The 16,343-nt window shown below is 41.4% G+C and carries 14 protein-coding genes; 1 reads left to right on the top strand and 13 read right to left on the bottom strand.

From position 1 onward, the window contains the following. Positions 1-62: 62 nt before the first annotated feature. From ileS to pbp2b, 13 genes are all read right to left on the bottom strand, one after another. The gene (gene ileS, locus AC6I9F_RS03005) at positions 63-2,855 is read right to left on the bottom strand and encodes an isoleucine--tRNA ligase (RefSeq protein ID WP_498022655.1); all 2,793 of its coding nucleotides are present in this window, start codon (positions 2,853-2,855) and stop codon (positions 63-65) included. Between the two features lie 252 nt (positions 2,856-3,107). Continuing rightward, positions 3,108-3,989, bottom strand: a complete 882-nt coding sequence (locus tag AC6I9F_RS03000; RefSeq protein WP_498022653.1) for a DivIVA domain-containing protein — start codon at positions 3,987-3,989, stop codon at positions 3,108-3,110. A gap of 8 nt (positions 3,990-3,997) precedes the next feature. Beyond that, the gene (locus tag AC6I9F_RS02995) at positions 3,998-4,783 is read right to left on the bottom strand and encodes a YlmH family RNA-binding protein (protein WP_173212435.1); all 786 of its coding nucleotides are present in this window, start codon (positions 4,781-4,783) and stop codon (positions 3,998-4,000) included. Beyond that, entirely contained in the window at positions 4,780-5,043 is a 264-nt protein-coding gene (locus AC6I9F_RS02990) for a YggT family protein (RefSeq protein WP_000576513.1), read from the bottom strand. Before AC6I9F_RS02990 ends, AC6I9F_RS02995 begins: the two co-directional genes overlap by 4 nt. After that, a complete protein-coding gene (locus AC6I9F_RS02985) occupies positions 5,043-5,582 on the bottom strand; it encodes a cell division protein SepF (protein ID WP_173306851.1) in 540 nt (179 codons plus the stop codon). The genes AC6I9F_RS02990 and AC6I9F_RS02985 overlap by 1 nt, the downstream gene beginning before the upstream one ends. A gap of 9 nt (positions 5,583-5,591) precedes the next feature. Then, positions 5,592-6,263: a YggS family pyridoxal phosphate-dependent enzyme gene (locus AC6I9F_RS02980; RefSeq protein WP_498022641.1), complete on the bottom strand. Its 672-nt coding sequence runs from the start codon at positions 6,261-6,263 to the stop codon at positions 5,592-5,594. Between the two features lie 4 nt (positions 6,264-6,267). Further along, complete coding sequence (gene ftsZ / locus AC6I9F_RS02975) at positions 6,268-7,527, bottom strand: cell division protein FtsZ (RefSeq protein WP_000144272.1); 1,260 nt, start codon at positions 7,525-7,527, stop codon at positions 6,268-6,270. 16 nt (positions 7,528-7,543) lie between these two features. Beyond that, positions 7,544-8,917 (bottom strand): cell division protein FtsA, encoded by a 1,374-nt coding sequence (gene ftsA / locus AC6I9F_RS02970; RefSeq protein WP_050121085.1) that lies wholly within the window; start codon positions 8,915-8,917, stop codon positions 7,544-7,546. Positions 8,918-9,135: 218 nt separating this feature from the next. Further along, entirely contained in the window at positions 9,136-9,840 is a 705-nt protein-coding gene (locus tag AC6I9F_RS02965) for a YwaF family protein (protein ID WP_173220112.1), read from the bottom strand. 94 nt (positions 9,841-9,934) lie between these two features. Next, on the bottom strand, positions 9,935-11,308 hold the full coding sequence (locus AC6I9F_RS02960) for a UDP-N-acetylmuramoyl-tripeptide--D-alanyl-D-alanine ligase (RefSeq protein WP_498022638.1): 1,374 nt from the start codon (positions 11,306-11,308) through the stop codon (positions 9,935-9,937). An 84-nt stretch (positions 11,309-11,392) separates the two neighbouring features. Beyond that, positions 11,393-12,436, bottom strand: coding sequence for a D-alanine--D-alanine ligase (locus AC6I9F_RS02955; protein WP_498022636.1), 1,044 nt, complete (start codon positions 12,434-12,436; stop codon positions 11,393-11,395). A gap of 174 nt (positions 12,437-12,610) precedes the next feature. Beyond that, on the bottom strand, positions 12,611-13,207 hold the full coding sequence (gene recR, locus AC6I9F_RS02950; RefSeq protein ID WP_000966754.1) for a recombination mediator RecR: 597 nt from the start codon (positions 13,205-13,207) through the stop codon (positions 12,611-12,613). Positions 13,208-13,217: 10 nt separating this feature from the next. Continuing rightward, on the bottom strand, positions 13,218-15,275 hold the full coding sequence (gene pbp2b / locus AC6I9F_RS02945) for a penicillin-binding protein 2B (RefSeq protein WP_498022634.1): 2,058 nt from the start codon (positions 15,273-15,275) through the stop codon (positions 13,218-13,220). A 193-nt stretch (positions 15,276-15,468) separates the two neighbouring features. Here pbp2b and AC6I9F_RS02940 point away from each other — a divergent pair, with 193 nt between their 5' ends. After that, positions 15,469-16,320, top strand: coding sequence for a MurR/RpiR family transcriptional regulator (locus tag AC6I9F_RS02940; protein ID WP_498022632.1), 852 nt, complete (start codon positions 15,469-15,471; stop codon positions 16,318-16,320). Positions 16,321-16,343 lie beyond the last annotated feature (23 nt).

Raw genomic sequence — 16,343 nt, 5'->3', positions numbered from 1 at the left:
GAGAGATTATAAACTTGGAATAACTGATTTTTATATACTAGACGCATAGAGACTTTTCAACCTTACTTCTCTTCAAATCCTTCTGCGACTGCTTCTGCAAAGTTTTCTTCTACGATACTTGCACAGTGGTCACAGATGACTGCCTGGTAGCTACGTTCTGCTGTTGTTGGGTCGATACGACGGCAACGGTCACACACTTGGCCTGCAGCGCGTTCAACTGTAAAGGCTACATCTTCGAAGCTAACGGCAGCTTCTGGAGCTGGTCCTTCTGCGATGGTCAAGTCTGACACAATCAAAAGTTGAGCCACATTGCTGTTTACTGCTTCGAGTAGAGTTTTCACAACTTCGTTTGGATAAACTGTCAAGTGTGCTTCAAGCGATTTCCCGATAACTTTGGCATTACGAGCTTCTTCCAAGGCTTTTTGAGCTTGTCCACGGAAGTCCATGAAGGCAGCCCATGTATCCAAGATTTCTTCTTGATTAGCAAAAGTTTCTGCTTCTGGCAATTCTGACAATTGAACAAAGTCTGCAGCTTCAAACTCAAGATATGACCAGATTTCCTCTGCTGTGTGAGGAAGAATTGGTGTCAAGAGTTTCGTAATTTTCACAAGAATGTCATAGAAAACAGTCTGCATTTGACGGCGTTCCAATGATTTGGCACCTTCAATGTAAACAACATCTTTAGCAAAATCAAGGTAGAAGGCTGATAAGTCAACATTGATAAAGTTCACTAAGGCCTTGTAGATTGTCAAGAATTCAAAGTTTGCATAAGCATCACGAATGGTCTTGACAAGCTGGTTAAAGCGAATAGTCATGTACTTATCAACTGAGCGAAGCTCTTCGTATGCTACTGCGTCTTGAGCTGGGTTAAAGTCAGATGTATTGGCAATCAAGAAACGAAGGGTATTACGAATCTTACGGTAAGTTTCAGAGACTTGGCTCAAGATAACCATAGAAATACGCACGTCATTACTTGAGTCAACACTTGTTACCCAGAGACGCAAGATTTCAGCACCAAATTGTTTTTCAACATCGCTTGGAGCAATGGTATTTCCAAGAGATTTAGACATCTTCTCACCTTTACCATCAAGAGCAAATCCTTGTGACAGAATTTGTTTGTAAGGTGCTACACCATGGTTGGCAACAGATGTGATGAGTGATGAGTTGAACCAACCACGGTATTGGTCTGAACCTTCTAGGTAAAGGTCTGCTGGGTAAGTCAACTCAGGACGGTTTACTACAACTCCATTCCATGATGAACCTGAGTCAAACCAAACGTCCATGATATCTGTTTCTTTTTTGAACTCACCATTTGGTGAACCTGGATGAGTAAATCCTTCTGGTAAGAGGTCTTTGGCATCACGTTCCCACCAAATGCTTGAACCATGTTCCTCAAAGAGTTGAGCCACGTGTTCAATCGTTTCAGCAGTCATAATCGCTGTACCATCTTCAGCGTAGAAAATTGGAAGCGGAACACCCCAAGCACGTTGACGAGAGATAACCCAGTCGCCACGGTCACGAATCATATTGTAAAGACGAACTTTACCCCATTCTGAGTGGAATTTCACTTTTTCAATTTCGTCCAAGATTTCTTGGCGGAATTTAGAAACTGAAGCAAACCATTGTGGTACTGCACGCCAGATGATTGGTTTCTTAGTACGCCAGTCAAATGGGTATGAGTGAGAGATTTCTTCTTGGGCAAGAAGGAGGTTACCAAGTTTCTCGATAACAGTTGGAACTACCTTTTCATAGAATTGACCTTCAAACTCAGGACCAGCATTCTTCATCATGATACCACGTTCGTCAACAGTCACTGCGACTTCAAGACCATTAGCAATACCAACATTGTAGTCGTCCTCACCAAAACCAGGGGCTGTATGGACAATACCTGTACCAGAGTCAGTTGTAACGTGGTCACCAAGGATAACGAGCTCATCTACAGCTGTATCCCATGGGTGTGCTGTTACGATGTGGTTCAATTCTTGACCACGGTAAGTTGCCAACACTTGAACATCAACCCAACCAAATTTCTCAGACAAGCTGGTCAATAATTCTGCAGCAACCACAAACTTACGAGCTTCACCAGCAGGTTGAACCAAAACGTAATCAATATCTGCACCAACAGTCAAACCACGAGAAGCTGTGATGGTAAATGGAGTTGTTGTCCAAACTACGATATAAGTATCTGTATCTAGAACACCTTTGCCATCTTTGACCTTATTGGCATAGTAAAGGGAAGTTGAAACCAAGTCATGATATTCAATCTCTGCTTCAGCAAGGGCTGACTCAGATGACCAAGACCAGTAAACTGGTTTTGCACCACGGTAGATATAACCTTTATTAGCCATCTCACCAAATACACGGATCTGGGCTGCTTCATAGTCAGGAGTCAAAGTCACATATGGATTTTCCCAGTCACCAGAAACACCCAAACGTTTAAAGTCTTCACGTTGTTTATCTACTTGAGAAAGAGCGTACTCACGGCAAAGTTTCAAGTACTCAACCAAGTCCATTTCTTTACGTTTGACACCTTGTTTTGCCAAAACTTGCTCGATTGGCAGACCATGAGTGTCCCAACCTGGGATAAATGGTGCGTAAAAACCTGACATAGATTTTGAACGAACAATGATATCTTTTGAAATCTTGTTCATAGCGTGTCCAGCGTGGATATTTCCGTTGGCGTATGGAGGGCCATCATGCAAGGTGAAATGAGGTTTTCCTTGGTTCAATTCTTGACGACGTTGGTAAAGTTTTGCATCTTCCCATTCCTTTTGCCAAACTGGCTCTTTGGTCGGAAGGCCTGCACGCATTGGGAAAGCTGTTTTCCCAAGATTAAGGGTATCTTTGAGTTTCATGGTATCTCCTTTATAAATAATAACAAATTAAAAACCACGACTGCCAAAAAGGACGAAAATCGTGGTACCACCTTTATTCGGAAAAAGATTTAGTCTTTCTCCCTCTTATCCCGTAACGTGGGGAACGTCAAATCTTACTCCATTCAGACTTGATTGTTTGAGAGGATAATCTTATCATTAGGGAATGCAGGACTCACACCATCTCCTGCTCGCTGGAAATATAAGGATAAGATATTGTTCTCACATCGTTTCTTATAAAATTGTAACGGATTCTTGCGGTGCTTCAAATCCTGGTGCTGAATCAAACGTTTCTGTAGCTGGTGTTGGAGCCGAAGGATGTACTGGAGCTACTTCTGGTTCTTCGTACATTGGACCAACTGGATGAGCAGGCTCTTCTTCAACTTGAGGACTCACTACAGGAGTTGGATTTTCCACTTCCTGTTTAGCTTGAGCTTCAAATTCAGCCAATTCTTTATTGGCTGCCTCAATACGAGCTTGTAACTCTGCCATTTCTGCTTGAGAGAACTGACGTGTCATATCAATTGGTTCGTCCTCAATTGGAGCTGGAATCGGTTCTCCAAGTACTTCACTAACCACTTCTTTAAAGGCTTCATCACTGGTTTGAAGATAAGTAGCTGTTGGACGAAGAATATCTTCCCAGTCTGAAGATTCAACAATAGCCAACTGACTCTCAATTGTAGATTTAAGACGTTGGTGGAAGACACGGCTCTTGTTCTTCAATTCTTCTGTTTCAACAGCGACTTTCTTAGCATTATCAGTTGCTTGACGAAGAATCTCATTTGCCTTATATTTAGCTTCTTCCAACAAGCGTTGCGCATCCTGCTCTGCTTGGTGAATGATATTGTTTGAACGTTCATGCGCCGCCTGTTTCACTCGCTCAGCTGTGTCTTGGGCAATCAATACAGACTGGCTCAATGAATCTTTCATCTCATCAAAGTAAGACAAACGCTCTTCTAAACTCTTAATACGCAAATCTTTATCATGATTCGCACGAACAAGATCTTCGTAATCACGAACCACAATATCTAAAAATTCATCGACTTCTTCTGGATCAAAACCTCTGAATCGAGTTCCAAAGGTTTTGTCCTTTATTTCTAATGATGTAATTGGCATTCTATTCCTCACTTACTTAATAATAACTGGACGGTTATTTTTTTCTTCTCTTTTTTCGTTTGTCCCTTATCTTGAAGCAATCTCAAGCGCCCAAATTTTCTCACACTAATCAAGTCTCCAACTTGAACAATATAATCTGATTTGTCTACCACATGATAATTTACTTGGACAAGTTTCTTTTCAATCAACTGGTTTGCTTGATTCCTAGATAGTTTCAAAACATTTGATAAAAGAACATCTAATCTAAAACTAGACACACATAAATCCAGCTCTCGATACTGTTCTAGCTTATCTATTTTCTCGGTGAAAGGACGGTCCTCCAGCGAAACGGGTATACGGCCAATTTTCTTTAATCCATCTTGAAATAGAAGAAGAAACTGCTGATTAATCATAATCTGCGCCCGTTCTTCATCTACTAGGATATCTCCAAAAAGTTTCCGTTCAATCCCTAATTGATTGATGACTGTCCCTAAAATCTTAGCATGCGTTAAGTGTTCAAATTTATTGGAATACACAATTTCTTGGAGAGATATTTCAAAATCTGAAAACTCTGGTTGGAAATAATATGGGTATAATAAAACTCGAACATACTCACTCGAGACGAATTCCCCACTACTGCTACAAGCAAGACCATAAGTTTTGGCCAAAATCTTTAATAGCTTCTCCTGATGAGGATTGATAAAAGGAGTTAAAAAAGGAGCATAGCTATCTTCTACTTTCTTTATCCACTCCATTCCCTTGTCAAGAAACGGACGATCTTCTATGGAGAAATGCTGATAAATCCCTTTATTCATCCTATCATCGCCAGAAAACGCACTAGGTTTTCTCCTAAAAATCGAACCAAAACAATCGCAACCCAAACAGATAAATCAAGACCCGCTATCTGTAAAGGCAGGCGTTGCAAGGGAGCAAGCACTGGTTTTACCAACGCTACAATCCAACGACCTAAACTGGATTCGTAGGCACCTGGAAACCAAGACATGACAGCGAAGGCTACCAAAATCAGGGAGTAAATATCCACTGCATTATAAATCATACGAATTAAAAAAATCATTATCGTACTCTATTTCGCTTCATATCAAAACCGAACTCACCCTGTTGATCTTCATCTGGTAAACGGATATCTTCAACATTTACAATAACATTCACTGGTGTCAACAAGTACATGGTAGAAGCTACCTTTTTCAAATTTCCAGCTAAAACATGACAAGCTCCATCCAAATAGTCCAAACAACGACGAGCCTGCACCTCTGTCATATACTGAAAATCAATCAAGATACTTTCGTTTCCTGCCAATAAATCAACAATTTCTGTTGCATCTTCATATTTTCTAGGATAACGAACATCTATAATAACCTTATCAGTTGAACGCTGGCTCTGATTTGCCAATTCCTGTTGTCGTGCATGCAGTCTGGTGATATTGTTCTCTTTTGTACCAGCCGACTGTGAAGGGTGATTCATTGGGAGAGCCGGTTCCTGTGAAGAATTTACTGGAGTAAACACGGGTTCATTTCCTTTTTCATAAGGAATCGTAGAATCCTCATCCTCCGTAAAATAATCTATAAATCTATCGAATCTATCTTTTAAAGACATGGTTCTCTCCTACTTAAAAAATGATGTACCTATACGAACAAAGGTGGAACCGAATTGAATCGCTTCTTTATAATCACGACTCATTCCCATACTTAACTCTGTCATAGGCATATTTGGAATTTGTTTTTCTTGAATTTCTCTTTGTAAATCTTGGGTCGCCTTGAAAATTTCTTTCAACTGCTCACTGCTAGCCTCAAAAGGTGCCATCGTCATTAAACCAACATATTCAATCTTATCTAGTCTAGCTAACTCTGGCAAGATTTCCAGCAGTTCCTCTCTCGAAAAACCGTGTTTGCTTTCTTCTTTAGAAATATTTACTTGAAGGAAACACTTGATGACTCGGTCACTTCTTTTTTGTATTTCCTCTGCTAGCTTTACTGAGTCCAATGCATGGAAATAATCGACAAATTGTATGACATCTTTCACCTTACGTCTTTGTAAAGTACCAATCAAATGCCAAGTCACATCTCGATCTTTTAAAGCTTCATATTTTTCCAGAAACTTATCGACACGATTTTCACCGATATGATGAACACCTAGCGGAAGCAAGGCTTCCGCTGTCGGTACATCTACATACTTGGTAACTGCAATGACAGAGACTGAACCACTCTCTCGATGAGCACTCAGACTAGCCTCTGCAACTTCTCGAAAAACAAGTTCTGTATTTTCTTTTACATTCATTTACTTAACGATTTTTGAAAAATGGAGGTGTATCCAATTCATCTTCATCTTGTGATGTTGGGGCTTCAAAGCGTTCAACTGGAGAAACGACTGAATCTGTTGTACGAACAATCGATTCACGGCGAAGATCCCAATCACCAAAAGCGGATGCCTGAGTTGGTTCCAAACGACGTGGATTTTGTTTTGGCAATTCAGCTGTTTCTGCCATATCAAAATGACGATCAAAGCCATGTGAATGAGCTGGTTTCACTGTCTCACGGTAGTTAGTAGTCGGTCTAGCTTGTGGAGCAACAACCTTCTCTACGCGGTCTTGACGAACACCTGTTGCGACAACTGTTACACGAATTTCATCACGCATACTTTCATCAATTGAAGTACCGAGCCAGATGTTCACTCCTTGACCTGCTGCCTGGTTCACAATTTGTGAAGCCTCTTCTGCTTCAATCAAGGTTAAGTCAAGACCACCAGTTACGTTGACAATCACATCTTCTGCTCCATCAATTGTTGTTTCAAGAAGTGGAGAGTAAATTGCCTTACGCGCTGCTTCAACAACACGTTCTTCTCCACTACCGATACCAATACCCATAAGAGCATTCCCTTTATTTGCCATAACTGTTTTCACATCGGCAAAGTCAAGGTTAATCAATCCTGGATTGGTAATCAAATCGGTAATTCCTTGAACACCTTGACGAAGAACGTTATCCGCTTCGCTAAGAGCCTCCAAGAGCGGTGTTTTCTTATCAACAATTTCAAGCAAGTTGTTGTTTGAGATAATCAATAGAGTATCTACATGCTCACGTAGTTGATTGATTCCTTCTACAGCAAATTGTCCACGTTTGCTTCCTTCAAAACCAAAGGGACGTGTTACAACACCAACTGTAAGAGCGCCCAAATCTTTGGCGATACGAGCAATAACAGGAGCAGCTCCAGTTCCAGAGCCTCCTCCCATACCAGCAGTGATGAAGACCATATCTGCGCCACTGATAGCTTCCGTCAGTGTTTCTTCGCTTTCTTCAGCAGCTTTACGACCAACCTCAGGTTGACCTCCTGCACCCAAACCACGAGTCAATTTAGGTCCCAACTGAATAACAGTCTCAGCTTTTGTACTACTCAATGCTTGTACATCTGTGTTTGCTGCGATAAATTCTACGCCTGTAACACCTTCGTCGACCATACGGTTGATGGCATTGCCACCACCTCCACCGACACCAATTACTTTAATCACTGCACCTTGAGCAGCAGCTGTATCAAATGAAAATGTCATAATTTATTTTTCCTCTTTATTCGTCAAACATGCTTCCGATCAAGCCACGGAAACGATCTGCTAATTTCGGTTTATTTTGTGAAGCTTGTTGGAAATCCGCCATTGGTTCTGTAGGCGCCACCGGCTCTACTTCTGGAGCAGGAGCTGGTTGAACAGGCGTTGATTGTACAAACTGAGCTGTTTTCTGTATCATTCCCCCAAAACTAATTGGTTGATGAGTCAGAGCAACTTCACCCTTGACCGCTCTTTGAGCCAAAAGATTGACTTCTGTCAATTGTCCAGCAAATTCTGATAAACTAATCACATGCGCAAAGGCTGGATTACGGATACCAACTTGGTTTGGAACATAGAGTTTGACACGAACGCCAAAGACTTCTTGAGCCAATTCTACCATACCCGGTAAAATAGCATTTCCACCGATTAAGACAATGCCACCAGGGAGCTCCAATAGACGTCTTCTATCTAATTCTTGCTTAATTTGTTCAAGGATGTGCTTGATTCGTGCAGAAATAATTTCTGACAAGTAGGCTTCCGTCACTTCGACTGCTTCTACTTCTCCAATAACTTCTACTTGGAAGGTTTCTTTGCTTGCAAGAGGCGGATAGGCTTCCCCGTAATTCAGTTTCAAGCCTTCTGCTAATTTGCGAGAGGTTTTCAAAACCTTGGAGATATCTTTAGTTACATAATCTCCACCTTCTTGGAGAATATGTGTGAATTGGAGTTCTTGGTTGCGGATTGTAGCGACAGTCGTTTGACCTGCCCCCATATCAATCACTGTAGCACCAAATTCACGTTCACCTTCGTTCAAAACTGATTGAACCATTGCTAGTGGCGAAATGATAATATTTTCAACCTGAACACCTGCACGCTCAACCGTCTTACGCAAATTGTGCAAGATAGTACGAGGGCCTGTATAAAGCAAGCCACGCATTTCAAGGCGAACCCCCATCATGCCACGTGGGTCACGAATCCCTTGGAAACCATCCACAATAAATTCTTCAGGAATAAAGGTAATGACTTCACGGTCAGGTGTCATACTCTTTGTCAAAGCTGATTTGACAACATTTTCAACATCTTGATCCGTAATTTCCTTGGTATCAGATGTTACTGGAATCATCCCTTGAGTTGGTTCGACCTGCAAAAGATTACCAGGCAAGCCGACATTCACTGATTTAATCGAAATACCTGCCTTTTCTTCTGCTTGGGAAATGGCTGACTTGATAGCAGTTGCTGCTGCATCAATATCAACAATAATTCCATCCTTTACACCTTTACTTTTGGCATTACTCACGCCAATTACATTTAATTCACCATTTCTCTTCTCGGCCACAAGCACCTTGACAGAGCTTGTTCCAATATCTAGACCTGTAAAAAAGCCTTCTCTAGCCATTACATCGCATCCTCTCTATCTTCCAAGTTTCGCACTTCGTATTATTCCATAGCTAAACCTAGGCATAGCTATTCACAGAATATTATAACACAAAAAATTTAATCGTGCTTGCTTTTTTCCTAAATTTCCCAGCCATTTTTTGAGTTTCTATGTTCAGAAATTCTTATTTTGTAAGCTGCTTGTAAAAACTCTCTAAGACAAAAAAAGAAAGCTCTGTGTTAAGCTTTCTTTGCAATCATTTTTTCTGCTTCTTGTTCTAAAAATAGTTCTAAAATTTTCTTTGTCAACGTAATCGCTGCTGACAGGGCCAGAGAAACGATTAAATAATTAGCCACTAAGCCGTGATCTCCAACCAATGGCGGTTTTGTCAAGAATCCGTAATCTCCACCTGTTACCAAATTGACCATAAAAATCAAGGCATTTAATGCAAAGGTCATGAGAAAAATCCCCTTCACATCCAGCAATCGCGCATTATACTGTCTCAAGAGATAAACCAGAGAGTTCCCCAAGAGTGCTAAATGCCCAAAAATAAAGGATAAAATGGTGATATGGGGGAAAGGATAGGCATCTGACACTGGATAAACAAAGGCTGCTAATGTCCCAAATGTTCCTAGTAATGCAAAATACTGCCTATATTTGGACTGACCAGGAAGCAAAAGTACCACAAACATGGCCATACGGCAATGGTAAAAGGGTAAGCTTTCTGATAGTGGCATATGATTGACCCAGTACCAACCATAAAGTAGGATTAACTGAACGGCCTGTAAAATCTGGAAAAATCGTTGGTAAACCTTCTTTTCACGATAACGATAGGCTGTATAAAAGATCAAAGCCAAGAGTGTAAATATACTGACATACCAAAAAAGGTCAAATTTGGGCGGCTCGGTTGCCTGAGTTGTAAAAAAAATATCCCATAAATTCATTTAGTCTTCCTCATGATTCAAAATTTTCCTGCATTTTATTATACCATGCTACTTAAGAAAAATGGATTTAGAAATACGTAAAAGTTTGACAAAATCACTTGGCTTCATTTTCTAAACTTTCTACCAGCTTGGCTAGATTCATAGAATTGGAGCCTTTGAGCAGGATTTGGTCATGGGCTCCAAGGCTTTCTTTGACCTGCTTATTCATAGCCTCAAATTGATCCTCGTCGGATGTTTTTTTGAAGTAATAAACGTGGCCGATTGGGAACATTTGACTAGCCAATTGGGCCAATTCTGCAATGTCGTCTCCATAGAAAATCACGGTATCCAGCACATCTGGCGAGAGGCTCAAAATCATCTGATTATGGAGTTGAATAGACTGGTCACCAAGTTCCTTCATGTCCGCCAAGACAGCGATTTTCTTGCCACCTTCGTTGACTGGAATGGCAGAGAAAGTCTCTAAAATCAGCTTCATAGCAGTTGGATTGGCATTGTAAACATCTGATAGGATATCTGCTCCATTGGCTGCTTTCTTCCATTCGGTACGATTACGCGTCAATTCAAGATTTTGGAAGGCCAAACGAATTTTCTCCTCTGAAACTCCTTCTTGTAGGGCAACATAGGACGCAATCATAGCATTAGTGGCATTGTACTTACCAGTCACTGGCAAATCGAGGGCTTGTTCCAAGAAATTAGCCTTAAAGGTCAGACTATCCTTGCGCTCAACCAAGTCGGTAATTTCCAACTCTGCTCCTTGCCCAAAACGAACCACCTTTTTATCAGCTGGCAAGTAGTCCTCTACAATAGGATCAGCTGGCGCCAAGAGCAAGGAATTAGAAGCCATGCCATCTGCAATTTGCATTTTCCCTTTAGCGATTTCCGAACGATCTTTGAAAAAGGCCAAATGAGCCTCTCCAACCAAGGTCACGATGGCTGTTTTTGGACGAGACAATTCTGACAAGAGATGAATATCTCCCAAGTGGTCCTGCCCCATCTCCAAGACCAACTTTTCTGTTCCTTCAGGCATATGGAGAACTGTGTAAGGAAGACCAATCTCATTATTGTAGTTTCCTTGTGTTTTGTAGGTCTTGTAGGTTGTTGATAGCAAGTGCGCCAACATATCCTTGGTCGTTGTCTTGCCATTTGAACCTGTGACTGCAAAGACATCAACTCCCGTTTTCTCAAGATAGTAGGCTGCTAGGGTTTGAAAGGCAATCAAAACATCATCTACTAAAATATAAGGATGATTTTCGATTTCTTTCTCAGACAGGGTTACAGCAGCACCATTTTCAAAGGCTGTTTCGATAAAGTCATGACCGTCACGCGCACCTTTGAGGGGGACAAATAAATCTCCTGTCGCAATCAAACGACTGTCAAACTCAGCTTTCTCTAACTGGGTATCCTCAAAGATGCTGATATCATTTTTAGCTCCTACAACTTGAGCCACTTCATGAATTGTTAATTTCATTTCTACTCCTTTAAAAAAGGTCGAAGCTCGAGAACTCTAGTCACCTTGCAGTGATGGTTCTGGCTCCTACCCTCTCTTTCATTCTTATAGCAAATGCGCTTCGCGCTTGTCAAAACTTTCCTTGGCAAGATCAACCAATCGCTCGATTAAGTCTGGATAGCTGATTCCCATATTATCCCAAAGTAGTGGGTACATAGACCACTGGGTGAAACCTGGCATGGTATTAAGCTCATTTAGGAAGATCTCTCCCTTATCTGTATAGAAGAAATCGCAACGAGAGAGACCGAGGCCACCAATGGCACGGAAGGCCGTTTCTGCATTTCGACGCATGACAGCTACCACATCATCACTGATTTTAGCTGGGATATCCATAGTAATCTTGTTATCAATATACTTGGCATCGTAATCATAAAAGGCAACATCCTTGACTACTTCTCCTGGTAGCGTGCTTTTGACATCGTAGTTGCCTAGTAGACCAACCTCGATTTCCCGGGCATTCACTCCTTGCTCTACCAAGACACGGCTGTCATATTGGAAGGCAAGTTTCAAAGCTTGACGGAGTTCTTCTTGATTTTCAGACTTGGAAATACCGACACTAGAACCCATGTTTGACGGCTTAGTGAAGACTGGATAAGTCAATTTTTCTTCCACTTCAGCAATTTTAGCAGTCACATCATCCCCTTCAACGATAGCCACATAAGGAACTTGGGCAATACCAGCAGATTCTAACACACGCTTGGTAGTGATTTTATCCATTGCAAGGCTAGATGACAAGATATTGCAGCCGACATAAGGCATTTTCAAAACTTCCAAGAATCCTTGGACAGAGCCATCTTCTCCCATCGGACCGTGAAGAACTGGAAAGACAACTGCCCCTTCTTCGTAGATGGCACTTGGTGCAACTTTCTTATCCCAATCAATGGTCGCATTGGTCATGAGACGGTCCTCTTGACCTGGAGTCTGACTAAATTCCTGCGTTTTGATAAAGTCACCTGACTGACTGATAAAGAAAGTCTTAACTGTGAAACGGTCGTAATTGACCGCACGCATGACACTCTCAGCTGAAAGGACAGAGACTTCGCGTTCCGCACTCCGTCCACCATATAAAAGAATAATCGTTTGTTTCATATTACTTGTCCTAATTCTACTAGAATACTCGCTCTTTAGTATATCATATTTGCTTGTTTTTTTAAAACTTGAACCTGATCCTACTCATCACACTATACAAAAAAGGCCGATAGGAACGATTTTCAGCCTCTTTGATTTTTTATAAATGAATGGAGTTCGTAAATTTGTCTACACTTACAACTCTGTTCGATTTTCAATAGCCCGTAAGAGGGTCACTTCGTCCGCATACTCGATATCTGCTCCCACAGCAAGGCCTCGTGCCAGGCGCGTAACCTTGATCCCAGCTGGCTTGAGTAAACGGGAAAGATACATGGAAGTCGCTTCCCCATCTGCTGTGGCATTGGTTGCTACGATTACTTCTGAAACCTCACTATCCATCAGACGAGTCATGAGGCTCTTGAGATTGATATCGTCTGGACTGATACCATTCATAGGAGAAATGAGGCCATGCAGGACATGATAGAGTCCATGGTATTCTTGGATATTTTCCATGGCCGCCACATCCCGACTATCCTCTAGCACCAAAATCGTTGTCTGGTCACGAGTCGGATCGGTACAGATAGAACAAGGATCGTCGTCTGTCAAACGTCCACAAATAGAACAGTAGGTCAATTCTCTCTTAGCAGAAAGGAGATTTTTTGCAAATTCATTGACATCATCATCAGACATCCCAATCGTATAAAAGGCCAGACGCGTGGCCGTCTTAATTCCGATACCTGGTAACTTAGAATAACTGTCAATCAGCTTGGCAATGGGTGTTGGATAAAGCATAATTTCCTTTCTAGTTCATCGGATGGTATTTTTGATACAGATTGATAATGTCACGCGCAATGGAAGGTCCTACACCATTTGTTAGATTGGTATTATGAGGAAAGACCACTGCAACAGCGATTTGGGGATTATCAGATGGAGCATAGGCCACCGCATTGGTATTGGTTGCTTGCTGTCCATCTGCCACATAGCTTTCGGCTGTACCCGTTTTTCCGCTAATGGATACCAAGGCACCATTTGAAAAGGCACGACCAGTGGTCAAGCCACTAGTCCCATGGGCAACCTGATAAAAACCTTGGTGCAAGATGCTCATATCGGAGTCGGATATATTGACCTTATTCATCTCTGTCGGTTGCAGTTGCTGAATCAGGTCACCCAGTCCTCCCTTATCATTATTGCCATAAATGCCTTCCACAATACGAGGAGCCACACGAACACCATCATTTGCAATAGTTGCTACATACTGAGCCAACTGCATGGGCGTATAGTTATCAAACTGCCCAAAGGCATTAGTAATGTAATTAGCAAAGCTATAGTCTTTGGGAACAAATCCAGTAGATTCATCTGGTAGGTCAATCCCAGTCGCAGAACCCAAACCATATTCACCAAAGGTTGAACGCAATTTCCCCATAGCAGACTCTAGATTGCTGGTGCCGACAAACATATTAGGTTGATAGGTCTGGCCCATGATTCCAAGAGCGGTTTGAACCATGTAAGCATTAGATGAATACTCCAAGGCTTCCACAGCTGTAATAGGAAAAGATCCATATGCCAATTTATACCAAGAATAAATTGGAGCTGAACCTTGGAAAACAATAGGCTGATCTGTTAAGGTTTGGTTTCCTGATAAAACACCATTTTCCCAACCTGAGCTGATGGTAGCGGCCTTAACTACTGACCCTGGGACAAAGACATTGGTTACCGTTCCCAAGGAATCAGGCGTCAAGTCTCCCGTTTTCAAGTCATGTTTGAGACCTGACATAGACAAAACAGCACCTGTTTTGGGGTTCAAAGCGACTGCATAGACACCTTCAGAATACTTGGCTCCACCATTTCCTAGCTCGGAATTGAAATAACTTTTCAGCAAAGCATCCACGCTATCTTGGAAGGCCAAATCAATGGTCAGTTTGATATTGTTTCCCTTACTACCTTCCTCAATTGTATCCACACTTTCCATATTGCCATATTTATCCAGATGGATTTCTTTTACCGAGCGTTTCCCTTGTAAGGTCTCTTCATATTGCTTTTCCAAATAGGAGGTTCCAACACGGTCATTTAGAGAATAGCCTTTTTTAAGATAGGCTTCTGCTTCTTCCGCTGGGAGACCAGCTTTTTCACTGGATACACTCCCTACTATAGAAGAAAGGGAAGTTTCCAAAATCTTTCGATCCCAAGAAGTAGAAATACTAATGCCAGGCATCTCCTTTGAAATAGAGGCAATAACAGCTACCTGAGAATCATTTAGAGGATCTGTCACAATGGTCCCTGTCGCAAAGTTTCCAACAGCATTTAACTGACTAAAAAGATAGATTTCTTTCTTTTCATCCTCTGTATAGTTTAGTTGACTTGTTGGGACACTATCGACCGCATTGTTATACAGTTCTGATTCGGATAGGCGATTGCCATCTGAATCCAAGCGTTTCTCACTTGGGAGAGCTTCCACTGTTTTTTTATAGATTTCAGGATCAGCCAAATAGTAATCAGCCAGCTGGCGTTCTGTCAAATTTGGCGAACTGATACTCACATAAGTCAGTAACTTTTTAGCTATTTCTTTTAAGTCTGTAGCCGTCATTTTATTGCTACGCGTAAAGGAAACAACCTGTTTTAACGTATTTTCTACCAAAGGTTTTCCACTAGCATCATAAATTTCCCCACGAGCAGAACTGGTTGTGACCTTGGTCTGACTAGCTGAGGCTAGCTTTTTTTCGTAAAAATCCTTGTTCAAAACCTGCATATACAACAAACGACCAATAATGGTCATAAAGAGTAAAATGACGATTGAAAACAATAAATTAAGCCGAATCGGAATCGAATGGCTGTTAAATTTTCTCATACAAATCAGTCTCATTTCTAACTTAAAATCTTACTCTTCATTGTACCATAATTTGAGCAGAAAATTATGGAAAAGCAAGAAGCTTTTTTTCGTTTTTACAGTAAGATACGTTTTTATTTATCCATCCCTATATTATATGTTATAATGAATGTAAAAGTTCAATAATCTAGTCTTTTTCCAACACGACTCATTTAAAGGAGCCTTCCCTATGGACAAACCAGATATCGCAACTGTCATTGATTCACATTTTGAAGAAATGACAGACCTAGAACAAGAAATCGCTCGCTATTTTTTGCAAGCTGAAACGATTACAAATGATTTATCTTCCCAACAGGTCACTCAAAAATTACATATCTCTCAGGCTGCACTAACTCGCTTTGCTAAAAAGTGTGGCTATACTGGCTACCGAGAATTTATTTTCCAATACCAACATGAGGCAGAAAATCAAGCCAATCAAGTCTCCAAGCACAGTCCACTGACCAAACGAGTCCTCAGAAGTTATAGCAATATGAGGGAACAAACACAAGACTTGATTAACGAAAGCCAACTAGAACGAATTGCCCAGTTAATCGAAGATGCTGAGCGTGTCTACTTCTTCGGAACAGGGAGTTCTGGCCTCGTCGCCCGTGAAATGAAATTGCGCTTCATGCGTCTGGGTGTGGTCTGCGAAGCTTTGACCGATCAAGACGGCTTTGCCTGGACAACCAGCATCATGGACGAAAATTGTCTCGTACTTGGTTTCTCACTTTCTGGCACAACTCCCTCTATTTTAGACAGTCTTTTAGACGCTAAGGAGATGGGGGCAAAGACTGTACTCTTTTCAAGTGTTCCCAGTAAAGATAGCCAGACCTATACAGAGACCGTTCTCGTTGCTAGCCACAGCCAACCTTCCTACATCCAACGAATATCCGCTCAACTTCCTATGCTCTTCTTTATCGATTTGATTTATGCCTACTTTTTGGAAATCAATCGCGAAAGCAAGGAGAAAATCTTTAATAGCTACTGGGAAAATAAAAAACTCAACGGCTATCGTAGACAAAAACGCGTCAGAAAATCCTAGTTTGGCTGAGTCAAACTAGGATT

The sequence above is a fragment of the Streptococcus nakanonensis genome (assembly GCF_059738785.1).
The sequence above is the reverse complement of the archived record's forward strand: the minus strand, read 5'-3'. Positions and strand labels throughout refer to the sequence as shown.